This window comes from Lactiplantibacillus argentoratensis (genome assembly GCF_037290055.1).
Classification (GTDB): domain Bacteria; phylum Bacillota; class Bacilli; order Lactobacillales; family Lactobacillaceae; genus Lactiplantibacillus; species Lactiplantibacillus plantarum.
Window position 1 is genome coordinate 619,635 of the sequence record NZ_CP147647.1, and the last position, 25,737, is coordinate 645,371.

Sequence of the window (25,737 nt, forward strand, 5' to 3'; positions counted from 1 at the left end):
GCAATGTGCTACACTTGAGTTTGTAATGTAATTTTAATTTAGAGGAGTTGTTTGTACATGGCTAAAGTAGAAAGTTTTACATTAGATCATACCAAGGTTTTAGCACCTTACGTTCGTAAAATTACGGTGGAAAATGGGCCTAAGGGTGATGCCATCACTAATTTTGATTTGCGGTTAGTTCAACCTAACAAGACCGCTATTGATACGGCGGGCTTACACACGATTGAACATATGTTGGCTGGGTTATTACGTGATCGTATGGATGGCGTGATTGACTGCTCACCATTTGGTTGTCGGACTGGTTTTCATTTGATTACTTGGGGTGAACATGACACCGTTGAAGTTGCTAAGGCATTGAAGTCCTCATTAGAATTCATTGCTGGCCCAGCTAAGTGGGAAGACGTACAAGGGACGACCATCGATAGCTGTGGGAATTACAAGGATCATTCTTTATTCTCAGCTAAGGAATGGGCCAAGTTGATCTTATCACAGGGGATCTCATCCGACCCATTTGTACGCAAAGTCGTTGAATAGTCTGAACGATAAAAACTAATGGTGGTGACTGCCACCAAGCAAAAAGAGCTTAACTTTCCGTCATGGAGGGCTAGGCTCTTTTTTGCTGTTCAGCGACAAGTAGTGCGGTATCGTTGTTGCCTGCTTGAGTTAGGTCGTGCTGTTGCTCAGCGCGTGGTGGCTGGGATTAGCACATTTGAAAAAGGCCGATGAGTACCAGTGGCCGAGTTAAGGTTGAGACGAAGCACAGTCTAAAAATAACAAAAAATATACCGGTATCAGTGAATATATGTATAAATATTCTATAATCCAGTGAATGCTACGTAAATGGTGAATATATTTAAAATATTATTGCATAAAGTTAAATCAGGTGGTACGATACTGTCATTGAGAAAAGCAATGTTAAAAAATTTCGGAGGTACAAATCAATGGTCAAACAAAATGATAAAATTATTCTCGCTTATTCTGGTGGTTTAGATACGTCAGTCGCAATTAGTTGGTTGAAGGATAAGGGCTACGATGTTGTGGCCTGCGGAATCGATGTTGGTGAAGGCAAAGACATGGATGCAATCAAAGAAAAGGCCCTGAAATTAGGTGCCGTTTCATCATACATGATTGACGCTAAGCAGGAATTCGCTGAAGAATACGCGTTAATTGCGTTACAAGGTCATACTTTGTATGAAGGTGAATACCCGTTAGTTTCAGCACTTTCACGTCCTTTAATTGCGAAGAAGTTAGTCACCTTAGCGAAGCAAGAGCACGCCGTAGCCATTGCCCATGGTTGTACTGGGAAGGGTAATGATCAGGTTCGGTTTGAAGTTGCCATACACGCCCTTGCACCAGACATCAAGATTGAAGCCCCTGTACGTGACTGGCACTGGTCACGGGAAGAAGAAATCGACTACGCTAAGAAACACAATATTCCCGTACCAATCAATCTGGACAGCCCTTACTCGATTGACGAAAACTTATGGGGCCGCGCCAATGAATGTGGGATTCTAGAAGATCCATGGCAGGGTGCGCCCGCCGATGCGTTTGACCGCACGAAGGCCTTAGCTGATACGCCGGATACGCCAACGACTTTGGAAATCACTTTTGAAGCTGGGGTGCCAGTTGCTTTAGATGGTGAATCACTTAACCTAGCTGATTTAATCATCAAGTTGGATCAGATTGCTGGTGAACATGGAATTGGTCGGATCGACCATATTGAAAACCGGTTGGTCGGTATCAAGTCACGGGAAGTTTACGAAGCACCAGCTGCAACGGTATTGCTCAAAGCACATAAAGATTTGGAAGATTTGACGTTTGAGCGTGAGTTAGCCCACTTCAAGCCAATCATTGAACAGAAGCTTGCAGATACGATCTACAACGGCCTCTGGTTCTCACCACTGATGGAAGCAATGGTGGCCTTCTTGAAGCAGACTCAGCAAGTTGTTAATGGCGTGGTTCGGGTACAACTCTTCAAGGGTAACGTGATTACTGAAGGGCGAAAGTCACCAAACTCACTGTATGATACGAACTTGGCAACCTATACGTCAGCGGACTCCTTTGACCAACAAGCGGCAGTTGGTTTCATTAAGTTATGGGGCTTACCAACCCAAGTTAATGCCCAGGTCCAAGCGAAGGCTCAGGCCGAAGCTAAGGCTAAGGCTGATAAGGCGCACGCCTAATGAGTACCAAGAAGCTATGGGGTGGCCGGTTTACCGAAACGGGTGCGAAGTATGTTGATGACTTTGGGGCGTCAATTAACTTTGACCAGTTGCTTGCCGCAGAAGATATTGCTGGTTCACTGGCACACGCTAAAATGTTGAAGAAAACTGGTATTTTGCCCACCGCCGACGTTGATCAAATTGTTGCTGGTTTGGAAACATTGGCTGAACGTCAAAAACAGGGTAAGTTGGAATTCTCAACGGTCAACGAAGATATTCATATGAATATTGAGTCGTTATTGACTGAAGAGATCGGGCCGGTCGCTGGTAAGTTGCACACGGCCCGGTCGCGGAATGACCAGGTTGCCACGGATTTTCACTTATACTTGAAACATCAATTACCACTAATATTGGACCGGCTACATGAACTGGAAACGGTATTGGTCGATAAAGCGAGTGAGAACGTGGAGACGGTCATGCCGGGGTACACGCATTTGCAACACGCCCAACCCATCTCGTACGCGCACTACCTGTTAGCTTATTACCAAATGTTCAAGCGGGACATGGAACGCTTCGAGTTCAACTTGAAGCATACCGATATTTCGCCATTGGGAGCCGCTGCACTTGCTGGAACGACTTTCCCAATCGACCGGGAATATAGTGCGAAACTATTAGGATTCAGTGAAGTCTATCATAATAGTTTGGATGCCGTTTCTGACCGGGACTTCGTGCTGGAATTTCTCAGTAACGCGTCAATCCTGATGATGCACCTCTCACGGTTTTGTGAAGAAATCGTTAGCTGGAGTAGCTACGAATTCAAGTACATCAGTTTGAGCGATCAGTTCTCAACGGGTAGTTCGATTATGCCGCAAAAGAAGAACCCTGACATGGCTGAATTAATTCGGGGCAAGTCGGGACGGGTCTATGGTAACTTGATGGGATTACTGACTGTTATGAAAGGAATTCCGCTCGCTTACAATAAGGATCTGCAAGAAGATAAGGAAGGGGCGTTCGATACGGTCACGACCGTGTTGACGAGCCTTCACGTCTTCACCGGCATGTTGGCAACACTAACCGTTAATGAAGATCGCATGGCTGATGCCACGACTAACGATTTCTCAAATGCAACTGAACTGGCTGATTACCTGGCGAATAAGGGAATTCCATTCCGCGAGGCCCATGCCATTGTCGGTAAGCTCGTCTTGGACGGCTTGAAAAAGCAGCGGCCGTTGCAGGATATTCCACTCAGTGAGTATCAGGCTATTTCACCGCTGATTCAAGAAGATGTCTATCACGATTTGGACGCCAAAGTTGCGGTAGAGCGGCGGCATTCGCTTGGTGGTACGGGTTTTGATCAGATCAGAAAAGAATTGCAACGGGCACAAGCGCAATTAGCGACCTATCAATCAGGAACCACCGATTAATTAATGTTTATCAATTTGACCATTGATATTGTTTTCGAAAACGACCTTGAAGTGGCGGCTCACCGGTACTTCAAGGTCGTTTTTAGTGCTATCGACATTTTGAAAAAGCATTAAGCTAACATAAAGTCTATCAGAAAAATTGGAAACTCTTACATTAACTGGTAAGATGGAATTAATACCGGATATGGGAGATGTTGATGTATGTTTAATGATCATCGCTGGGGGTTTGATTGGACGGAATTCATGACGGGGATCGTTTTCTTGATCGCCGCTTACTTTGTCATCAAGCAACCACAAGCAGCACTTTTAAGTTTAGTCTTTTTATTTGCCATCGCCGCAATTATTAGCGGGATCACCACGATCGGTGGGTACACCAAACTACGCCGTGAAACAGGGTTGCGGGCAAACTTTGCCCTTGTGTTTGCGATTATTGATATTTTAGTGGGATTACTATTCTTATTCCACGCACCGACTGGGGTACTGGTACTCGGTTACGTCTTTGCCTTTTGGTTCTTGATCGATTCGATTGAACGGCTGACCGTGGTCTCACATCTACGCGTCTTTGGAACCGGGTATTTTGTTCTATCTTTAATCTTGGATATTATTAGTTTGGCATTGGGAATCTTATTAGTAATCAATCCAATGATTGCTGTGATTAGTTTCAACGTCCTGGTTAGTTTCTACTTCGCAGTTTTTGGCATCAACGCAATTTTGATTGCCTTTGCGCGCCGTAACTAGCTTGGCAGTATTGACCCATTAGCGATACCTGACGCTCGTTATTAGCGGTGTCGGTGTGTGGTTACCGGGTCTTTTTTTGCGCATTAATTAACGGGTAATTTTACCCAAATGGCGGGTGACAGCGGCCCGCCAGTAGAAATGACACACCCGGTGTGTTATACTACCAACAATATGGACTAGAGGAGGCCAATACAGCATGGCAGAATCATTACAACTAGTAATTATTTCTGGGATGAGCGGTGCCGGTAAGACGGTTGCGGTTCAAAGCTTTGAAGACCTGGGCTATTTTTGCATTGACAATATGCCACCAGCGTTATTACCGAAGTTCTCAGAATTAGTTGAGGAGTCGGGTAAAATAAAGAAAGTAGCGTTAGTGATTGATTTACGCTCGCGGGCTTTTTACGACGAAATTATGGATATGTTGGCTAACTTAGACAACACGGACTTTGTGTCGACCCGGATTCTGTTTTTAGATGCTTCCAACGAAGAATTAGTGTCACGTTATAAAGAGACGCGGCGTTCCCATCCATTAGCCATGGAAGGTCGCGTCATGGATGGCGTGCGCAAAGAACGAGAATTATTGGCGCCATTGAAAGATCGGGCTTCATACGTCATTGATACGTCGACGTTGACACCACGTGAATTACGCGAATCGATTTTTGATAAATTCGAAACGGATCAGGATGAGACTTTTCATATTGAAATGCTATCATTCGGTTTTAAATACGGACTCCCGATTGATGCAGATATCGTTATGGATGTGCGCTTCTTGCCTAATCCATACTACATTCCTGAATTAAAGAAGCTGACGGGACTAGATAAACCTGTGGCGGATTACGTTATGCAGCAACCAGCTACGGAAGCTTTCTACCAGCAGTTCTTGAGTATGCTGGAAAGCATTATGCCCGGCTATGAAGCCGAGGGCAAGAGTAGTTTGACGATTGCGATTGGCTGTACGGGCGGTCAACACCGGTCCGTTGCCTTGACGCAACGTATCGGTGAAGCGCTGGCTAAGCACTACAAGGTGCACATCAGTCATCGTGATATTGAGAAACGAAAGGAAACTGTTAATCGCTCATGAGAAAATACACATTTAAGACCCAGCGGCCTAAAATTGTGGTGATTGGTGGAGGAACCGGTTTGCCGGTTGTTCTGAACGGCTTGCGTAAGCAGGCAGTCGATATTACCGCAGTGGTGACGGTGGCTGATGATGGTGGGTCATCCGGCATTATTCGCAATTACGTTAACGTGGTTCCACCTGGTGATATTCGTAATGTAATGGTGGCGTTGTCGAGTTGGCCGGATTTGTATAAAGATATTTTTCAGTATCGTTTCCAGGGTGATGATCAATTTTTTGCAGGTCATGCGATTGGTAATTTAATTATTGCGGCACTAACGGAAATGAAATCCGGGGTGTTTGACGCGGTGCAGGAATTATCAAATATGATGCAAGTAGATGGTCATGTTTACCCGGCAGCCAACGAGGCACTCACGCTACATGGTAAGTTTAGTGACGGTACTGAGTTAGTAGGTGAAGCCGAAATTACCGCGGCCCATAAGTCTTTGGAACGCGTGTGGGTCACTGACAAGAACGGTAAGGAACCGCAAGCAGTGCAACCGGTTATTGATGCCATTATGGCGGCTGACCAGATTGTCTTAGGACCTGGGAGCTTGTTTACCAGCATTCTGCCTAACCTGACCATTAGTAATATCGGTCAGGCCGTCTGTGAGTCGGATGCGGAAGTGGTCTACATCTGTAACATCATGACCCAAAAAGGGGAAACTGATAATTTCTCTGACGCGGATCACGTGCGAGTCTTGAACCGCCATTTAGGCCAAAACTTTATTAATACAGTATTAGTGAATACTGAAAAAGTACCCGAAGATTACATGGATTTTCATAAGTTTAACGAAGTTTCAAAGCAAGTGAGTCATGACTTCCGAGGGTTACGTGAACAAAACTGTCGCGTAATCTCATCGAACTTCTTGAAACTCCGCGATAATGGGGCCTTTCATGATGGCGACCAAGTTGTCGCTGAATTAATGAATCTAGTCGGTCATTCCGACGTTTTCAGATAAGGGGGTCGTGGCATGTCATACGCCAGTGACGTTAAGAAAGAATTGACTAACCTCGCTGTCCATCGCGAGAATGCTAAGGCTGAATTAATGGCTTTGATTCGAATGAATGGGGCGATCAGCATTGCTAATCATCACTTCATTTTGAATATTCAGACGGAAAATCCGGCCATCGCGCGGCGTATTTACCGGCTACTCAAACAATTTTATGACGTCGATAGTGAATTGATTGTTCGGCGCAAAATGAAATTAAATAAGAATAATTTGTACATCGTACGATTGAAGACCGGTACGGACATGGTACTCGCTGATTTGGGTATTTTAAAGGATTATCAAATCGTTGAAGTGGCACCAACTGAAGTGTTAACGGATGATGCTGCGGTGCGTTCTTATTTGCGTGGCGCCTTTTTAGCGGGCGGTTCGGTTAATAATCCTGAAACTTCCCGGTATCATTTGGAAATTTACTCACTGTATGAGGAACATAATCATATGATCTCCGAGATGATGAATCAGTATGGCTTGAATTCACGAACGACTGATCGGCGTGGTGGTTTCATTACGTACATCAAGGAAGCGGAAAAAATTGCCGACTTCTTGTCGTTGGTTGGTGCGACCAATGCCATGCTTAAGTTTGAAGATATTCGAATCATGCGGGACATGCGTAACTCGGTCAATCGGTTGGTTAACTGTGAGAATGCCAACATGGATAAGGTTGCCAATGCCTCTAGCAAACAGATTGAAAATATTTTATTGATCGATGCTACGGTGGGATTACAACAGTTACCACCAAAATTACAAGAAGTCGCTGTTGCCCGGTTGGAACATCGTGAAGTTAGCCTCAAGGAACTAGGAACCCTTGTTCCGGGCGGGCCTATTTCTAAGTCTGGAATCAATCATCGGCTGCGTAAAATCAATCAATTTGCGGAACAATTACAAAAAGACGCTTAGGTCTGGATAAAGACGGTCTAAGCATGAAAAGCTCCTTAGCATTTTCGATGGTGCTAGCGGCTTTTTTTGTTGAAATGGCTGAGTTGTCGTTAGGCGCGTTCGAAAAACACTTGACAAAAGTAAGTGCAACTATTTATACTGAACACATCTTATTGAAATCGGAGAGACGTAATTATGCAAAAATCAGCAATGCAAATGATGATGTGCTGCCCATGTTGTGAATCAAACAACATGGCTATTTGCGTTGAATTACAAGCGTCTCTGCATCAAAAATAACGGGATTGAGCTCAAATCGTTAATTTTGAAACGCCTGCTTGGAATCTGACGAGATTCTAAACAGGCGTTTTTTGTTACCACCGGTGGGAATAAGGCAATCAATACATCAAAATGGGAATGTAAAGGGGCGAGAAGTTTGAAGAAGCGATCAGTGTTAGCAGTAGTAATGAGCCTAGTATTAGTGACGGTGCTGGCGGCGTGTGGGAAGCAAAGTAACCAGTCTTCGGGTAATGGCAAGTATGCCAGTAGTCAAGTTTTAAACTTGTCGTACCCTAGTTCATTGGATTCAATCGATATTTCTAATATGTCGGGATACGGCAGTACGGGTAACATTTTCGAAAGTTTATACCGGTTAGGGAAAAATGGGAGTATTACACCGGGATTAGCTAAGTCCACTAAGGTTTCAAAGGATGGCAAGACGTATACCTTTACGATTCGCAATGCGAAGTGGAGTGATGGTTCGAAGATAACTGCGCAAGACTTTGTCTATTCGTGGAAACGGACCGTTACGCCAGCAACTAAGTCACAGTATGCCTACCTCTTCTCAGGGGTAAAAAATGCGGACGAAATCGTTGCCGGGAAGAAGTCGCCAAGTACGTTGGGCGTCAAGGCACAGGGCCAGCATACTTTTATCGTAACCCTTGATAAGCCAATTACTTACTTTAAGAAGTTAATGACCTACCCATTATTTGGACCAATTAGTGAAAAAGCAGTCAAAAAGTGGGGTAGCAAATATGCCACTAAGGCTCAGTACATGCTTTACAGCGGCCCATTTAAGTTGACCGGCTGGACTGGGACTAATAATAGTTGGCAGTTTGTAAAAAATAATCAGTACTGGGATAAGCAAGCCGTACATCTGAAAAAGATCAATTATACGGTTAACGAAAGCACCACGACGACCTTGAACTTGTTCCAAGAAAAGAAACTTGATTTAACGCAGCTGGCGAGTGAACAGGTTAAGAACATGAAGAGTAGTTCTGACTACACCACGTATCCTTATTCCATCACCGCGTTCCTAGTTTATAATTTCCAAGACAGCAACGCGACGATCAAAAAGGCGCTTAATAACGCTAAGATTCGCCAAGCAATTTCATTGTCGATCAACCGTAAGACGTTAGTGAAGAATGTAATTGGTGACGCATCGACAGTCTCAAAGACATTTGTTCCGCAGGATTTAGTTAAGGACGCTAAGACTGGCAAGGATTTTGCGGACGAATCGACGGTTAAGAATTCAACGTCATATAACAAAGCGCTGGCACAAAAGTTATGGAAACAAGGCCTTAAGGAAACGGGAATCAAGAAGTTATCGGTTAAGTTATTAGCTTCTAATGATGAGCCTAATAAGCCAATTTCCCAATACTTGAAATCAGCCCTAGAAAAGAATCTCGATGGTCTGACGGTCAACTTGTCCAACATTCCATCAAAGGTTGCTTCGAGTCGTGCTCAAAGTGGTGACTTTGACCTTTATCTCAGTGGGTGGGGCGCTGACTTCAATGATCCAATCTCGCACTTGCAAATTATGACTAATAATAGTGGTTATAATTACGGGAAATATAACAGCAGCACTTACAATGCGTTGGTTAGCAAGGCTCAAAACCAGGATGCCAATGATACTAGTGCTCGTTGGCAAGATATGATCAACGCTGAGAAGACGATCATGAAGGACCAAGGAATTACGCCATTGTATCAGACGGTATACTCTTATTTACAAAATCCAAAGGTAAAGGGTATTATTCATAATACTGCTGGGACACAGTGGAATTATAAGTATGCTTATATTGCCAAATAATTAACTGATTGAGAGAACGAAGCGTTTGTTAGTGGTGCCGTTGTTGGCTTAACAGGCACACTAAGTCAACGTGCTGACGCAACTAGAACAAAATAAGCGGTTCATTCCGACTTGTCAAAGTGTTTTGATGAGTTGGGGTGGACCGCTTATTTATTTCAAGAAATGGTGTTGCCATGTCCAAGTCGTTACACCAAGCGGCTGTCTTGATTGGCCTATAGAGGTGTGACGTCGTTGACCACGTACTTGACTGGTCGGTGTTGGGCCATCGCAATCACGTTTTCCGCAACGATGGTGGCCATGCCGTCGCGGGCTTCAACGGTCGCGTTGCCAAGATGAGGTGTCAAAATGACGTTGTTCATCGTGGCCAAGCCAGGCGTAACTTGTGGCTCATGTTCGTAGACGTCAAGGGCGGCGCCGGCAATTTGATGTTGTTGTAGGGCCGCCACCAGTGCTTGCTCATCAACGATTGGTCCCCGCGCGGCGTTGATGAGGAGCGCCGTTGATTTCATTTTGCTGAAAGCAACGCTATCGATTAGGTGGGTCGTTTGTGCGGTAAGTGGCAGGTGCAAACTGACGATGTCGGCGCGCTGCAAAAGGTCATCTTGGGAGACAAAGGTTGCGCCAAGTTGCGTTTCACGGCTAATCGGTAGGCGGTGGTGTTGGCTGTATAAGATGGGCATGTCAAAAGCGTGTAATCGTTTGGCAACGGCTTGACCAATTTGGCCAAGGCCTAAGATGCCGAGTGTCTTGCCTTGTAAGTTGTGGCCGAGAAAGAACAGTGGCGCCCAACCGTTAAAGCCGCTAGTTCGCATTAAGTGATCGCCTTCCACAATTCGATGCGCCAAGCTAATAATCAGGCCAACCGTTGATTCAGCGGTTGCGACCGCCGAAACGTTCGGCGTGTTTGTCACCGGAATATGGCGCTGCGCCGCTGCTGCGAGGTCAATGTTATTAGTACCGGCACCAAAATTAGCAATCAGTTTAAGGTGTGGGGCGTGGTCGAAGACGTCTTGATCGACCTGAGTTGAGAGTGGGGTGATCAAATAGTCGGCATCGGCAACGCGGCGGATGAGTTCGGCGTGACTGATCAAGTCATCGCCGGTATAGGTGTCGATGGTGAGCTGACTCTGTAACAATAACGTGTTGGCTTGAGCTGGCAGTTGACCAGCAATAAAAACTTTTGTCATGAATGGCAACTCCTTTGTGCATGTAAATTGAGGGCAGTAGTATTGCCCGCGTGATAATGGTTACTTTAAGTGCAGTATGGGCTAATGAAAAACGAATGACAAGAAAATGAACCAAAAAAAACTGGGCCAACGTTGTGTTAGCCCAGTCTAAAAGGATTAGCTTATTTTAATTTGTTGTTTTCCATAATATCATCGATCAAACCGTAGTCTTTAGCTTCTTGTGCGCTTAAGTAGTTATCACGTTCAGTATCATGGTTCAACTTTTCAACGGATTGACCAGAGTTGTCAGCTAAAATCTGGTTGATCTTCTTACGAGTCTTCAAGATTTCTTCGGCAACAATTTCGATTTCCGTTTGTTGACCTTGAGCACCACCGGATGGTTGGTGAATCAAGATTTCGGAATTAGGTAAAGCAAACCGCTTGCCCTTAGTACCAGATGAAGCTAAGACGCTGGCCATGGAAGCTGCCATCCCCATAACGATGGTTTGAACATCAGATTTGATGAAGTTCATCGTATCGTAGATTGCTAAGCCGGCAGTAACGACACCACCTGGTGAGTTGATATAAAGATAGATGTCCTTACCTGAATCTTGGGCATCCAAGAAGAGTAGTTGGGCGATAATAGCGTTCGCCATGTTATCTTCAATGGGACCGGATAACATAATGATACGGTCCTTTAATAGTCGTGAATAGATGTCATAAGCGCGTTCGCCACGTGATGACTGTTCAATAACTGTAGGAACTGGATACATGATTTGTTAGCCTCCTAAGGTTGCAATATTTGATTAGCTGATTGCTAATATAAGTGTAGTTTACCGCTAAGGTCAGTGAAGGTCAAAAGAAAAACCTCAAAAACAAAATTCCGTTTATGTTGTTAACGTGGTATACTTAGGTTTCTATCATATACGGCTTGAGATTGGGTGAACCCAATCTCTTTTTTTCGGCGATTGAGTTCCTGTTCCTTGAATTTAACGTTGCATCTTGCTTGGTTCGAAAACAACGTTCTTCTATAATAATGAATTAAGGCTAATCGTTCAATGACTAATTTGGAATTATAGGACATTAGCGAACACGTCTGCTAATATGCGCCTCGTTGATTGGCGCCCACTCATTGGCGTGCTGACCGGTGCATGACAAGATTACTGATGATGGCAGATGATACTGAAGTGATTAAACGTTGCGATTTACCTGTTAGCTGGTATCGACGTGTGTACCAGAAGGACTGACAGTAGGTTGACCTTTTGGACTGGATCGAAGCTGGTAACTGTTGATATTTTCGGTGCCGCGTGCTGGCGAATTAATCAGGATGATACGCATGGACGGATTGTTCATGATTAAACTAATTCTATAATATAATAGGCTTGTTGCGATTATTATTGAAATAATAGTATGTTTAGCTGTTATTAAATCTGCTAAACGGCTACACTGGTATATGGCTTACTTGAGCTGACTACTTTTGATCGATCGTACTCGGAGTGAAGGGGCGGCAGCACTGGGACTGACGCCAGAAGGATATTGCTTGTTGTTTGGTTTAAATTAAGTTACCATATGAAGATGTGACTGGTATAGTCCAGTGACAACCAGTTAAATGAGCGTACAAAAAAAGCTGAGAATCATTTCTCAGCTACTGATGCGCCCGGAGGGAATCGAACCCCCATTTCAAGAACCGGAATCTTACGTGCGATCCATTACACTACGGGCGCCTAAACAACATATTATATTCTAGCGAATAATGGATAAAAACACAAGGGTTTTACATAAAAATTTATTCAGGGAGGTATTTTTATGGCACTGGGACCAGGATTTCGCCAGCAACAGCGGCAATCACAGAAATTAGCAATGACCCAGCGACTACAACAGTCCATTCAGATGTTGCAGTTTAATGTGGAAGAATTACGAGACTTTCTGACGCAAAAGACATTAGAGAACCCGTTGATTGATGTGGATACAAATTGGAATAATAATCATGCGAGTTTGAATGCAGCCAAAAATGTGACATCAAAGGCTGATTTTATCGAGCGTGTCTCGACCTCTAATCAGCGGTCACTATTTGAATACTTATTAGATCAGATCCACCTAACGATGCGCGATACCCATTTACGGCAAATCGTACTTTACTTAATTGAGTACGTTGATGTGAACGGTTATTTACGGATTGACGATGCCCAGGTCCAGCAAGAAACTGGTGCGACACCAATTGAGTTATTGGATGCGATTACTTTATTGCAACAACTCGATCCACCAGGTGTGGGCGCACGTAGCTTGCAGGAAGCGCTGATGTTGCAGACAGAAAATGATGATCATGCACCAAACTTAGCCTACATTGTCTTGGAAGAAAGTTTTGACGAGCTGGTTAATCGGCAATGGGACTTGTTGGCTAAGAAGTATCAGGTGACGCTTGCAGATATTTCAAGTATTTATGATTATGTGCGAACACTGACTCCCGTACCCGGTGCGGCAATCGGTCAGGAGACGACTGGCTATATTTTTCCTGACTTGGTCGTGTCGAATCAAGGCGGCCAGCTGGCGTTGCGGACCGCGTCCATGGCACAGCCCGTGGTTAAATTCCGCAGTCGGTACTATCAGCAGATGGGGCAGCACGATGATCAAGAAGTGACGGAGTATTTGAAGGAAAAGAAGAACGAGTATGACTGGATTGCCAGCAGTTTGCAGCAACGTGAAGCGACGATTTTTCGAGTGGGAACGGCGATTATCGAGCGGCAGGCGGACTTCTTTCTGGAAAAGACGACGGATTTGCAACCATTATTGTTGCGCGATGTGGCGCAACAGTTAAAAGTGCATGAGTCAACGATCAGCCGGAGTATTAATGGAAAGTACATTCAAACGGACTTTGGCATGTTCGAACTTAAACGTTTCTTTACCAAAGCGGTCAGCAAACGTCCCACTGGTGGTAAAATCGTATCAGCCGACAGTGTTCAACACCGAATTGTGACCCTGATTGAACAAGAAAATAAAGAAAAACCGCTTTCAGACCAAAAAATTGTTCAGATTCTTAATGCGGAAAATGTCGAACTTTCCCGACGAACAGTGGCGAAATATCGTGAAAACCTTAACATTCCGTCGTCATCAAGGCGAAAACAATACTTGAGAACTGAACGATAATTTAACGCGCCATTTGGACCAGTCGGTTATAAGTTTAATTGGGGTTTCATTTGCAACCACCTTATGAACCTGTTATAATTCATGTTGTGGTAAGAGAGGTATGCAACATTGATTTCTTAGTGAATTTGCGTTGTGTGCTTTGTTTTTTGAAGTCTTTGGGTCGCTTTTCGACATAGCTGGACCAGACCCGTCCCACTAGAGAGCAGGTTGGATGCCATGCATTCAGATATTCAATGGATTGAGGCAATTGCCCCAGATATGGTTGACATGCTGAGTCGTCGTTACTTAGTATTAAGAACCATTAATTGGATGGCCCCAGTTGGACGTCGGCTATTAGCTCAGACGTTGGGTGTTAGCGAACGGACGTTACGGACCGAAACGGATACATTGCGGAAGCTAGATTTGATTATGACAAACAAATCGGGCATGCAAGTTACCCAGCAAGGTCAGGACGTGTTAGTAGGCCTAAGTCATTTTATGGATGAGCTAATGGGCATTCGCCAGAAAGAACGACAGTTGGCGCAATACTTTAATATTAAGCGTTGCATCATCGTTTCTGGTGATTCCGATCGACAGTTGAAAGTTATTGGGACCATGGGCGAAGAAGTGAACCAGCTATTACAGCAATTATTGCCGGAAGGGCGTAATATTATTGCTGTTATGGGTGGGCATACCATGGAACATGTGGCAAGTCACTTAACTAATAAATTAGGTGATAAACGTGATTTGTTATTTGTTCCGGCGCGTGGTGGTGTTGGTGAATCGGTTGCGATTCAAGCAAATACCATCGCGTCACAAATGGCACAACATACTGGCGGTAAGTTCCGCTCGTTGTTTGTACCAGAACAGGTCAGTGAACGGACGTATGAACCACTCCTCAAAGAACCAAGTATTCAAGAGGTGCTGGCGATTATCGGGCAAGCCAACGTGGTCGTGCATAGTATCGGTGAAGCCATTTCAATGGCCCATCGCCGGAATATGTCTGAGGATCAGATCAAGGTGTTACGCAGTCGTGAAGCGATTGGTGAAGCCTTTGGTTACTTCTTCGATAAGAAGGGTAACGTGGTCTACCGGATTCCGCGGATTGGATTGCAAATCGGAGAACTGGCCCATCGGGAGATTATACTCGCCATTGCGGGTGGGGCTTCAAAAGCCACCGCAATTGCCGCGTATATGAAGAACATTGCACCTAAACAGACGTGTTTGATCACGGATGAGGGTGCGGCTAACTTGATTTTAAAAAAGTAATCTTCTATAGTGAAGTTGCTTTTTAAAATAAAACTATTTTTATTTCCACAAGGAGGAAATTCTAGTATGTCTGTAAAAATTGGTATTAATGGTTTCGGACGTATCGGTCGTTTAGCATTCCGTCGTATCTTAGAACTTGGTGAAAAGTCAAGTGATATCGAAGTTGTTGCTATTAACGATTTAACTTCACCTGCATTGTTGGCTCATCTTTTGAAGTATGACTCAACTCATGGTACTTTGAACGCTGACGTTTCAGCAACCGACGATTCAATCGTTGTTAACGGTAAGAACTACCGTGTTTATGCTGAACCACAAGCACAAAATATTCCTTGGGTTAAGAACGACGGTGTTGACTTCGTTCTCGAATGTACTGGTTTCTACACTTCAAAGGCTAAGTCACAAGCTCACTTGGACGCTGGTGCAAAGCGTGTCTTGATTTCTGCTCCTGCTGGCTCAGACTTGAAGACCATCGTTTACAACGTTAACGATGACATCTTGACTGCAGATGACCGTATCGTTTCTGCTGGTTCATGTACTACTAACTGCCTTGCACCATTAGCATTCTTTGAAAACAAAGAATTCGGTATCAAGGTTGGTACTATGACTACTATCCATGCTTACACTTCAACTCAAATGTTACTTGACGGCCCTGTACGTGGTGGTAACTTCCGTGCTGCCCGTGCTGCCGGTGTAAACACTATTCCTCATTCAACTGGTGCTGCTAAGGCTCTTGGCTTAGTTATCCCAGAATTGAACGGTAAATTACAAGGCCATGCACAACGTGTTGGTGTTGTTGATGGTTCATTAACTGAATTAGTTGCTATCTTAGACAAGAAAGTTACTGCTGACGAAGTTAACGCCGCAATCAAGAAGCATACTGAAGGTAACGAATCATTTGGTTACAACGATGACGAAATCGTTTCATCTGATGTTATCGGTACTACTTTCGGTTCAATCTTCGATCCTACTCAAACAGAAGTTACTTCTGATGGTGACAACCAATTAGTTAAGACTGTTGCTTGGTACGATAACGAATACGGCTTCACTTGCCAAATGGTACGTACTTTATTGAAGTTCGCCACTCTCTAATATTTGATTAGATAGTTAAGAACTTTAAAACCGCATATGGTTTTGACGGCGGGGGGAGGCAAAACTCCTCTTGCCGTTTTTTTAATTTCAGCAGTCACGAATTCTAGGAGGATTTTAACATTGGCTAAATTAATCGTTTCAGATTTAGATGTTAAAGATAAAAAAGTTTTAATTCGTGTCGACTTTAATGTTCCAATTAAAGACGGCAAAATTGGTGACGACAACCGGATCGTCGCTGCCTTACCAACGATCAAATACGTGATTGAACATGATGGCAAAGCCATCTTATTCTCACATTTAGGTCGGATTAAGAGCGAAGACGACAAGAAGGGCTTAAGCTTACGTCCTGTTGCAGAACGTCTTTCAAACTTATTAAACAAGCCTGTTACCTTCGTACCTGTTACTGAAGGCGAACAACTTGAAACTGCCATCAACAACATGAACGACGGTGACGTCTTAGTTGTTGAAAACACTCGTTTTGAAGACGTTGTTAACGGCGAACAAGTTAAGCGCGAATCTGGTAACGATCCTGAATTAGGCAAGTACTGGGCTTCACTTGGTGATGTCTACGTCAACGATGCTTTCGGGACTGCTCACCGGAGCCATGCTTCTAACGTTGGGATTGCTTCAAACATGGATCAAGTTGCCGCTGGTTTCTTAATGGAAAAGGAAATCAAGTTCTTAGGTGACGCGGTTGACAATCCTAAGCACCCATTCGTTGCTATCTTAGGTGGTGCCAAGGTTTCTGATAAGATCGGTGTTATCGATCACTTAATCAGCAAAGCTGACAAGATCATCATCGGTGGTGGGATGACTTATACGTTCTATGCTGCTAAAGGCATGGGCATTGGTAACTCACTTGTTGAAAAAGACAAGATTGAATTAGCTAAGTCAATCATCGAAAAAGCTGGCGACAAGTTAGTCTTACCTAGCGACTCAATCGTTGCTGAAAAGTTTGATAACGATGTTCCTAGCAAGGTTGTTGAAGGTTCAATTCCTGATGGCTACATGGCCTTAGATATTGGTCCTAAGTCAGTCGAAGAATTCGAAGACGTTTTACGCGACGCTAAGACCGTTGTTTGGAACGGACCAATGGGTGTCTTCGAAATGAGCAACTACGCCAAGGGTACGCTTGAAATTGGTAAGTTCTTAGGAACTTTATCAGACGCAACGACCATCGTTGGTGGTGGGGACTCAACTGCCGCTGTTAAGCAACTTGGCGTTGGCGACAAGTTAACCCACATCTCTACTGGTGGCGGTGCTTCACTTGAATACCTTGAAGGTAAGGAATTACCTGGTATTGCTGCTATTTCTGAAAAATAATCTGTTCTCCGAAAGGAAGGTTTATCGTGCGTACACCTATTATTGCCGGTAACTGGAAAATGAACAAAACGGCTAGCGAAGCTTTAGCTTTCGTTAATGCTGTTAAGGATCAATTACCAGATCCATCAAAAGTTGAATCAGTCGTTGCTGCTCCAGCCCTTTTCTTACAAGAAATGGTTGAAGCTGCCAAGGGTTCTGATTTAAAGATTGCTGCTGAAAATGCTTATTTTGAAGATGCTGGGGCATTCACTGGTGAAACTTCACCAGCTGCTTTAGCAGACTTAGGCGTTGATTACGTTGTTATTGGTCATTCAGAACGTCGCGGTTATTTCCACGAAACTGACGAAGACATTAACAAAAAGGCACACGCTATCTTCAAGAACGGCATGAAGCCAATCATTTGCTGTGGCGAATCATTAGAACAACGTGAAGCCGGCGAAGCAGAATCATGGGTTTCAGGCCAAATCAAGGCTGCTTTGAAAGACTTATCAGCTGACCAAGTAAGTTCATTGGTAATTGCCTATGAACCAATCTGGGCCATCGGTACTGGTAAGACGGCTACGAGTGACCAAGCTGAAGAAATTTGTGCGGTTGTTCGTAAGACTGTTGCTGACCTTTACTCACAAGAAGTTGCTGATAAAGTTCGGATTCAATACGGTGGTAGTGTTAAACCAGCCAACGTTAACGAATTAATGGGCAAAGATGATATCGACGGTGGTTTAGTCGGTGGTGCTTCATTACAACCTGATTCATTCTTGGAACTTGTTAATTACCAAAATAACTAATAATAGTTATTGCAAGTTGATTGACAAACTTCTACAATAAGTGTGAAACAAATAACAAGCCAATTTTAAGGAGAGAAATTAATGTCTATTATTACAGATATTTATGCTCGCGAAGTCTTAGACTCACGTGGTAACCCAACTGTTGAAGTTGAACTTTATACTGAAAGTGGCGCATTTGGCCGCGGTATCGTTCCTTCAGGTGCCTCAACTGGTGAACATGAAGCCGTTGAATTACGTGACGGTGACAAGAGCCGTTTCATGGGCAAGGGTGTTACTAAAGCCGTTGACAATGTTAACAAGTTAATTGCTAAGGAAATTGTTGGTTACGATGTAACTGACCAACGTGCCATTGACCAAGCTATGATCAAGTTAGATGGTACTCCTAACAAAGCTAAGTTAGGCGCTAACGCTATCTTAGGTGTTTCCATTGCCGCTGCACGTGCTGCTGCTGACGAACTTGAAATGCCTTTATACAACTACCTTGGCGGATTCAACGCTCACGTTTTACCAACACCAATGATGAACGTTATCAATGGTGGGGCCCACGCCAACAACGACGTTGACTTCCAAGAATTCATGATCATGCCTGTTGGTGCTTCTTCAGTTAAAGAAGCTATCCGGATGGGTTCAGAAACTTTCCACAACTTGAAAGCGATCTTGAACGAACGCGGTTACTCAACTGCCGTTGGTGACGAAGGTGGTTTTGCACCTGACTTGAAGAACAACGAAGAACCATTCGAAATCTTAGTTGAAGCTATCGAACGTGCCGGTTACAAGCCTGGTAAGGATATTGCCATTGCCTTTGACTGTGCCGCTTCAGAATTCTACAACGAAGAAACTGGCAAGTACGACTTAAAGGGTGAAGGCGAAAATGGTCAATCATTTACTGCCGAAGAATTCGTTGACTTACTTGACAGCATCGTTGACAAGTACCCAATCGTTTCTATCGAAGATCCTTTGGATGAAAACAACTGGGAAGACTGGCAAATGGCAACTGCCAAGCTTGGTAAGAAAGTTCAAATCGTTGGTGACGACTTATTCGTTACGAACACGGACTACCTTGCAAAGGGTATCAAGATGGGCGTTGCTAACTCAATCTTAATCAAGGTTAACCAAATTGGTACTTTGACTGAAACTGTTGAAGCTATCGAAATGGCTAAAGAAGCTGGCTACACTGCTATCGTTTCTCACCGTTCTGGTGAAACTGAAGACACGACCATTGCTGACTTAGTTGTCGCAATGAACGCTGGCCAAATCAAGACTGGTTCAATGAGCCGTACTGAACGGATTGCTAAATACAATCAATTAATGCGGATCGAAGACCAACTTGAAAGCACTTCAGAATACAAAGGTATCCACGGTTTCTACAACTTAGACGAAGCTGCACGGAACACCATTACTAGCAAGTAATTTGAAGTTCTAATGAAAACGTCGTTCCGATGGGACGGCGTTTTTATTATACATAATTTAAGGAACATCTGTTTGAGTTTGGAGTATAGGGACGGACGAGTCGTGGTAAAATAGAAACATGCGTATTTTGAGTAAGGAGAGAACAGAATGGATGACTTTCAGCAACAAATTAATGAGTGGTCTGATTGGCAAGGACTGCAATTGAATGCTGGTGCTTTTGAATCGTTGATCCAAAAAATCTATGCCAGTGAGAATGAACCTTATAAAACGCCAGAACCCGTTGCGGATAAGTTGGCCGCCCGCTTTACGGTCGGACCCACCCAAATTGCGATTTTCCCACCCAGTGAGGTTGCTCCCCAGACTCGGGCCCATTATCAGGCGGAACGCTTTGGGCTGACCCGGATGGCTCGGTTGGGCTTGGGTGCGCCGCGTCTATTGCATGCGGGCTTCATCTTTGATAAGTACCAGTTCTACTACGTGATTTATCAGCCACTACAAGGTCTGACGCTAACTGAATTTTGTGCGACGGCTAAGCCCCTTGCTAAGTCAACGCTAGGTCGCCAGATTGGGACGATGTTGACGCGACTTAATACTGAAGTTCCTGCATTTGGGCCAACCGCTGCCCAATCAACCGAGTGGGATACACTGGGCCCCGACTTTGTTGCCGAGCGTACGGCCTGGCTACAAGTACACGTCGTAACGCCCAATCAGTTTGTTCATGGCAATCTAGTGGGCGATAATTTAATTGTGACTAGTGGTGAATTAGGTTTACAGCGGTTCAGCGCCGCCCATCAAGCTGCCAAACAAACGGAATTAGTCCCGCTGGTTTTGCAAGCATTTAATGATGATACCGACTTATTGGCCGGATTTAAGGAAACTTATCAAACTGACGACTTGGAGACAGATCTGTTACTAGGTTTGTTATTACGCGTTGATGGCCCACAGCAGATTCAGACATTACTTCCTGGCGCGACCGTGACGTTGACGGCCGTCCAGCAAGCGATTGCACAACGATTATCATAACTAAGAGGGGGACTCATGGTGGCACAGCGGCCGCACATTGCAAAACAACATTTTGATTTTACACGGTTTAGCTCGATTGGCCGGGCACTGATTGTCGGTGTGATTGCGGGTATCGTGGTTAGTGTTTTTCGTTTCAGCATTGAGCAGGGACTAAAGTTCGTTCAATGGGTGTACGCCCAAATCCATACGAATTGGTTACTGCTCTTCCCCTGGATCGGCCTGTCCGTGGTCGTGGCGTTCTTTGTGGGCTGGCTAGTCAAAAAGGAACCGAACATTAAAGGTTCTGGGATTCCACAAGTTGAGGGCCAATTAGCCGGTGAGCTTGATTATGGCTGGTGGTCGGTGCTCTGGCGCAAGTTTGTCGGTGGTGTTTTGGGCATTGGCTCTGGATTATTCCTTGGACGCGAAGGCCCCTCGATTCAACTGGGAGCCACGATTGGTCAGGGTGTTGCGTCGAAACTCAAGCAGACTGGTTCAGACCGACGTTCCTTGATTGCTGGCGGTGCGGCAGCTGGTCTTTCAGCGGCGTTCAACGCACCGATTGCCAGTACGTTATTTGTTCTGGAAGAGGTTTATCATAATTTTTCACCAATCATTTGGACCACTGCCTTGGTTAGCGCCATGGCCAGTAATTTTATTTCACTGAATTTCTTCGGCCTGGTGCCGGTATTACACATTCCGTACGATCATAACCTACCGTTGAGTCAATATGGCAATCTGATTGGACTCGGAATCTTTCTTGGTGTGTTCGGTTATCTGTATCAAAACGTGACGCTGACGATGCCGAATTGGTACGCCAAGTTACGGTTGCCCAGTTGGTTGGACGGCTTGGTGCCATTCTTATTAGTGATTCCGATTGGATTAATGTGGCCGCAGCTATTAGGGGGCGGCAATTCTGTTATCTTGAATCTAGCGGCAATAACACCAGCGTTAGTCGCTTTACTGGGAATCTTTGTCTTACGGTTTACTTTTTCAACCATCTCGTATGGGTCCGGTTTACCGGGTGGTATCTTCTTGCCAATCCTGTCGCTGGGCGCTATCTTAGGGGCAATTTACGCCCAGTTCATGGTTGTCGTTGGTTGGATGCCGACGAGCCTGATTCCGAATTTTATTATTTTTGCCATGGCTGGATACTTTGCCGGTATTGGTAAAGCACCGTTTACTGCAATTTTATTGATTACTGAAATGGTCGGGACACTACATCACTTGATGCCGTTAGCAGTCGTTTCAATGACGGCCTACCTAGTTGTGGATCTCTTAGGTGGCGCCCCGATTTATGAGGCCTTGCTGGAGAAATTAATTCAGCCCCGGTTGCCGGAACATAGTGGTGTCCAGGATCGGTTGGAATTGCCGATCTTTGAAGGCTCTAAGTTAGAGGGGCATCAAGTGCGTGATTTTAAATGGCCAGCTGAGTCGTTATTGATTGCCATTCGCCGTGGGGAGCGCCAAGTGATCCCACATGGGGACACCTTGATGCGGGCCGGTGATACACTGATTATCCTGACTGATCGGGATAATCGCGCGTGGGTGCGGCACCAAATCGCACATTTAACGGCCGCAACGCCCTGAGTGCTGAATAAACCAACGAATTGTTCAGGATACTGGAAAAATAAGGCAAAATATGTTAAATTGTTATAGACATAGCGGAGGCTTTAGGAGGCACATTTCTTGTATAATTTATTGTTAACGTTAATACTGGTTGTTTCCGTTTTGATTATCATTGCGGTGATGATGCAACCATCCAAAACTAATGATGCCATGTCTTCATTAACCGGTGGTGCTGATGACTTGTTTGCCAAGCAGAAGCCCCGCGGTTTTGAAGCGTTCATGCAGAAGGTAACCGTGGTATTAGGAATCGCATTCTTTATCCTGGCGTTAGCTCTAGCATGGTACTCATCGAAGTAATTGACCGTCCTCCTGTGATTTCAGGAGGCTTTTTTTTAAGGTGGTGTGATGATGCTGAAACAACCGGAACCGTTTTTCTTTGAACATGGCCAACACGCCGTCATTTTATTGCACGCCTATGCAGGGAGTGCCAATGATGTGCGGATGTTAGCCCGAGCATTAGAACGGGAAGATTATACAGTTTATGGGCCCCAGTTCAGTGGTCACGCGACTGATGATCCGCGAGATATTCTTGCGCAGACCCCGGCACAGTGGTGGCAAGATACGCAACAAGCAATATCATTTATGCGGCAAAAAGGCTATACTAAAATTAGTATCTTTGGCTTATCATTAGGTGGCATTTTTGCGACGGCGGCTTTGGAACGTGATTCGCAGTTGTTAGGTGGTGGCACGTTTAGTTCACCACTATTTGCTGGTAATCGTAGTGACGTTGCTGAAATGTTCATCACGCTGAGTCACCATCAACTGGCGCACAGTCAATTCTCAATTGCCGAGCGTGAACAGATCTTAATGACGTTGCCGGACCTGGTTCAGCAGCAACTGCAGGCAGTCAACACCTTCACCACGACGGAGGTCACGCGTCACCTTAATGCTGTGACCCAACCTTTCTTCATTGGTCAGGGTGGGCAAGATGAATTAATTGATGCGACGGTTGCGCGGCGATTACGTGACCAATTAACGCAGGTACCAGTTGATTTTCATTGGTACGCTGATGCTGGACACGTGATTACCGTCAACAATGCGCATCACCAATTGGAACAAGATGTCTTAACATATTTAAAAACTATTTATAAATGAGGTAAATAATGTCAGAAGCAAACTTACAAGAACAAATCCTGACTTTTTTGCAGGCTCATCCCGATCGCACGTATAGTGTTGAACAACTAACGGATGAACTGCATTTTACAGGCGCAACGGCGTTTACTTTTCTAGTAAAAGAACTTGCGAATATGGAACGTAAAAAATTAGTTAGTACCGATGATCATGATCATTTCAAGTTAGTCCAGGAAACGAAGACCGTTGAAGGATCATTTCATGGTAATGACAAGGGCTTTGGTTTCGTTCGTTACGATCCCGATTTGCCTGATATTTATATCAATCCGGACAATACGCAGTTTGCCATTACCGGTGACGATGTTGCGGTTGAAATCATTCGACCAGCTCGTCCCGGTTCCGACCGCGGTCCTGAAGGTAAAATCGTCAGCATCGTTAAACGGAACTATACCCAGATTGTCGGTGCTTATACACCAAGTACGGACGAGGCCGGGTTTATTGGTTCTGTTGCAATCAAGGATAAGAAGTTATCCAAATATCAATTATTGATCACTGATCAAGGCTTGCACCCAACTGAAGGGGAAGTCATCATTGCTGAAGTGGCTGCTTATCCTGATGCTCAGCATCCAACGCGGATGATTGGGATTGCTAAGCAGGTGATTGGGAGTGTTGATGATCCTGGGATGGACGTCTTACAAGTGGTCTACCAACACGACGTCCCATCAGTGTTCCCAGAAGAAGTGACGGATGAAGCTAACCGGATTCCAGATTACGTGACTGATGAAGAAAAAGTTGGTCGGGTCGACATCACGGATCAGCCATTAGTAACGATTGATGGCGCCGAATCTAAAGACTTGGATGACGCGGTCGTTGCTTGGCGTTTGCCAAATGGGAACTTCCATCTAGGCGTTCACATTGCGGATGTTAGCCATTATGTTACCGAAAACTCTGAGTTAGACCGGGAAGCATTCAAACGTGGGACGTCAGTTTACTTAACTGACCGTGTGATTCCAATGTTGCCACGGCGGCTATCAAACGGGATTTGTTCCTTAAATCCTGATGTTGAACGATTAGCCATGAGTTGTGAGATGGAGATTGATCAAACGGGGGAAATCGTTAACCATAAGATTTTCCAAAGTGTGATTCGGTCACACGCCCGGATGACTTATGACGCTGTTAATCAGATTCTCGAAGCCCATGACCCCAAGACGCGTGAAAAGTACGCGGACTTGGTCGACATGTTTGATACGATGGGCGACTTACACCGTATCTTGTACAAGCATCGGCGGCATCGTGGTGCGATCGATTTTGATGATAACGAAGCTAAAATTATCGTTGACGAAGCCGGTCATCCAATTGACATTCAATTACGGGTACGTGGCTTAGCTGAACGAATGATCGAAAGTTTCATGTTGGCAGCCAACGAAACGGTTGCAAAAAACTATAGTCAACTTAAGGTACCGTTTATCTACCGGGTACATGAAACGCCTGATAGTGACCGGATGCTTAGTTTCTTTGAATTCGTCACTAACTTTGGTGTCAGTGTCAAGGGGAGTTCTAAGGATGTTAAGCCGAAGATGCTTCAAGACGTTTTGAAGAAGGTTGCTGGTAAGCCCGAAGAAGCCATGGTCTCAGTCATGATGCTGCGGAGCATGAAGCAGGCCCGATACGCTGACCAGTCGCTTGGTCACTTTGGGTTGGCGGCACCGTATTATACTCACTTTACGTCACCAATTCGGCGGTATCCAGATATGATGGTTCATCGTTTGATTCGCCATTATGCTGAAAACGGCACTGGTGAAGAAGCCCGGGCACGTTATCGGGATAACCTACCAAATATTGCGGAAACGACTTCTGATCATGAACGGCGGGGGATTGATACTGAACGCGACGTTGATTCAATGAAGAAGGCTGAATATATGGCTGATCACGTTGGTGAGACGTTTGAAGCCGTTGTTGATTCCGTTATGAAATTCGGTCTGTTTGTTGAACTAGAAAATACCGTTGAAGGCTTAGTTCATATCAGTACGATGGACGACGACTACTACGAATACGTTGAAAAACAATTAGCGTTGGTTGGTCGTAAGACGAAACGGACATTTAGAATCGGCCAGCCCGTCAAAGTTCAACTAATGCGGGTCGATAAGGATCAACGAGAAGTCGACTTTAAGTTATTGAATCCTGAAGAAGCGCCAAAGACTGATTTATTGCCAAAGCGGGAACATCATGATAACTATCGTGGTAATAACCGGCGTGGTGGCAATAACGGTAACTACCGACGAAATGGGAACAATAATAACCGGAATAACGACCATCGTGGTGGCAACAACAATAACCATCGTAATGGCAATAGCAATGGTCGCCGGAACAATAATAATCATAATAGCAACAATAATAATCATAGTACTAACAACAATCGGCGGTCATCAACTGATCGTCGGCGTTAATTTTTAAGTA

Annotated in this window: 21 protein-coding genes and 1 tRNA gene; 19 read left to right on the top strand and 3 right to left on the bottom strand. The window is 44.7% G+C overall.

Annotated elements, in window-relative coordinates; translation table 11 throughout:
• Positions 1–57: 57 nt before the first annotated feature.
• From V7R88_RS02885 to V7R88_RS02920, 8 genes are all read left to right on the top strand, one after another.
• The gene (locus V7R88_RS02885) at positions 58–534 is read left to right on the top strand and encodes an S-ribosylhomocysteine lyase (protein ID WP_003641031.1); all 477 of its coding nucleotides are present in this window, start codon (positions 58–60) and stop codon (positions 532–534) included.
• A gap of 407 nt (positions 535–941) precedes the next feature.
• Positions 942–2,183 carry an argininosuccinate synthase gene (locus tag V7R88_RS02890; RefSeq protein WP_054399053.1) on the top strand — a complete coding sequence of 414 codons (1,242 nt, stop codon included), beginning with the start codon at positions 942–944 and terminating at the stop codon, positions 2,181–2,183.
• Positions 2,183–3,586 carry an argininosuccinate lyase gene (gene argH / locus V7R88_RS02895; protein WP_338816410.1) on the top strand — a complete coding sequence of 468 codons (1,404 nt, stop codon included), beginning with the start codon at positions 2,183–2,185 and terminating at the stop codon, positions 3,584–3,586. Before V7R88_RS02890 ends, argH begins: the two co-directional genes overlap by 1 nt.
• A 201-nt stretch (positions 3,587–3,787) precedes the next feature.
• The gene (locus V7R88_RS02900) at positions 3,788–4,324 is read left to right on the top strand and encodes an HdeD family acid-resistance protein (protein ID WP_338816411.1); all 537 of its coding nucleotides are present in this window, start codon (positions 3,788–3,790) and stop codon (positions 4,322–4,324) included.
• Positions 4,325–4,520: 196 nt separating this feature from the next.
• Positions 4,521–5,405, top strand: coding sequence for an RNase adapter RapZ (rapZ, locus tag V7R88_RS02905; protein ID WP_003641036.1), 885 nt, complete (start codon positions 4,521–4,523; stop codon positions 5,403–5,405).
• Positions 5,402–6,403, top strand: coding sequence for a gluconeogenesis factor YvcK family protein (locus V7R88_RS02910; RefSeq protein WP_063731375.1), 1,002 nt, complete (start codon positions 5,402–5,404; stop codon positions 6,401–6,403). The genes rapZ and V7R88_RS02910 overlap by 4 nt, the downstream gene beginning before the upstream one ends.
• A 12-nt stretch (positions 6,404–6,415) precedes the next feature.
• Positions 6,416–7,348: a DNA-binding protein WhiA gene (gene whiA / locus V7R88_RS02915; RefSeq protein ID WP_003641038.1), complete on the top strand. Its 933-nt coding sequence runs from the start codon at positions 6,416–6,418 to the stop codon at positions 7,346–7,348.
• Positions 7,349–7,760: 412 nt separating this feature from the next.
• Complete coding sequence (locus V7R88_RS02920) at positions 7,761–9,413, top strand: peptide ABC transporter substrate-binding protein (protein ID WP_338816413.1); 1,653 nt, start codon at positions 7,761–7,763, stop codon at positions 9,411–9,413.
• Positions 9,414–9,625: 212 nt separating this feature from the next.
• Here V7R88_RS02920 and V7R88_RS02925 read toward each other — a convergent pair whose 3' ends face one another.
• The 3 genes from V7R88_RS02925 to V7R88_RS02935 form a co-directional block, all read right to left on the bottom strand.
• The gene (locus tag V7R88_RS02925; protein WP_338816415.1) at positions 9,626–10,600 is read right to left on the bottom strand and encodes a 2-hydroxyacid dehydrogenase family protein; all 975 of its coding nucleotides are present in this window, start codon (positions 10,598–10,600) and stop codon (positions 9,626–9,628) included.
• 161 nt (positions 10,601–10,761) lie between these two features.
• A complete protein-coding gene (gene clpP / locus V7R88_RS02930; RefSeq protein ID WP_003641041.1) occupies positions 10,762–11,352 on the bottom strand; it encodes an ATP-dependent Clp endopeptidase proteolytic subunit ClpP in 591 nt (196 codons plus the stop codon).
• 879 nt (positions 11,353–12,231) lie between these two features.
• A tRNA-Arg gene (locus V7R88_RS02935) sits at positions 12,232–12,303 on the bottom strand.
• An 82-nt stretch (positions 12,304–12,385) separates the two neighbouring features.
• Between V7R88_RS02935 and rpoN the strand changes: the two genes are divergently transcribed.
• The 11 genes from rpoN to rnr all read left to right on the top strand — a co-directional run bounded on the left by rpoN (position 12,386) and on the right by rnr (position 25,727).
• Positions 12,386–13,723, top strand: coding sequence for an RNA polymerase factor sigma-54 (gene rpoN, locus V7R88_RS02940; protein WP_338816417.1), 1,338 nt, complete (start codon positions 12,386–12,388; stop codon positions 13,721–13,723).
• 216 nt (positions 13,724–13,939) lie between these two features.
• A complete protein-coding gene (locus V7R88_RS02945) occupies positions 13,940–14,971 on the top strand; it encodes a sugar-binding transcriptional regulator (protein ID WP_003641043.1) in 1,032 nt (343 codons plus the stop codon).
• Between the two features lie 66 nt (positions 14,972–15,037).
• Positions 15,038–16,060 (top strand): type I glyceraldehyde-3-phosphate dehydrogenase, encoded by a 1,023-nt coding sequence (gene gap / locus V7R88_RS02950; RefSeq protein WP_003643974.1) that lies wholly within the window; start codon positions 15,038–15,040, stop codon positions 16,058–16,060.
• 120 nt (positions 16,061–16,180) lie between these two features.
• Positions 16,181–17,383: a phosphoglycerate kinase gene (locus V7R88_RS02955; protein WP_338816418.1), complete on the top strand. Its 1,203-nt coding sequence runs from the start codon at positions 16,181–16,183 to the stop codon at positions 17,381–17,383.
• A gap of 26 nt (positions 17,384–17,409) precedes the next feature.
• Complete coding sequence (gene tpiA, locus V7R88_RS02960; protein ID WP_003643975.1) at positions 17,410–18,168, top strand: triose-phosphate isomerase; 759 nt, start codon at positions 17,410–17,412, stop codon at positions 18,166–18,168.
• Between the two features lie 81 nt (positions 18,169–18,249).
• Positions 18,250–19,578 carry a phosphopyruvate hydratase gene (gene eno / locus V7R88_RS02965; RefSeq protein ID WP_003643976.1) on the top strand — a complete coding sequence of 443 codons (1,329 nt, stop codon included), beginning with the start codon at positions 18,250–18,252 and terminating at the stop codon, positions 19,576–19,578.
• A gap of 147 nt (positions 19,579–19,725) precedes the next feature.
• Positions 19,726–20,601, top strand: a complete 876-nt coding sequence (locus tag V7R88_RS02970) for a hypothetical protein (RefSeq protein WP_338816419.1) — start codon at positions 19,726–19,728, stop codon at positions 20,599–20,601.
• 15 nt (positions 20,602–20,616) lie between these two features.
• Complete coding sequence (locus tag V7R88_RS02975; protein ID WP_338816420.1) at positions 20,617–22,170, top strand: ClC family H(+)/Cl(-) exchange transporter; 1,554 nt, start codon at positions 20,617–20,619, stop codon at positions 22,168–22,170.
• A gap of 99 nt (positions 22,171–22,269) precedes the next feature.
• A complete protein-coding gene (secG, locus tag V7R88_RS02980) occupies positions 22,270–22,506 on the top strand; it encodes a preprotein translocase subunit SecG (RefSeq protein ID WP_003641050.1) in 237 nt (78 codons plus the stop codon).
• 48 nt (positions 22,507–22,554) lie between these two features.
• Positions 22,555–23,304, top strand: coding sequence for an alpha/beta hydrolase (locus V7R88_RS02985; RefSeq protein WP_054399034.1), 750 nt, complete (start codon positions 22,555–22,557; stop codon positions 23,302–23,304).
• Between the two features lie 8 nt (positions 23,305–23,312).
• Entirely contained in the window at positions 23,313–25,727 is a 2,415-nt protein-coding gene (gene rnr, locus V7R88_RS02990; protein WP_063724062.1) for a ribonuclease R, read from the top strand.
• Positions 25,728–25,737: the final 10 nt, after the last annotated feature.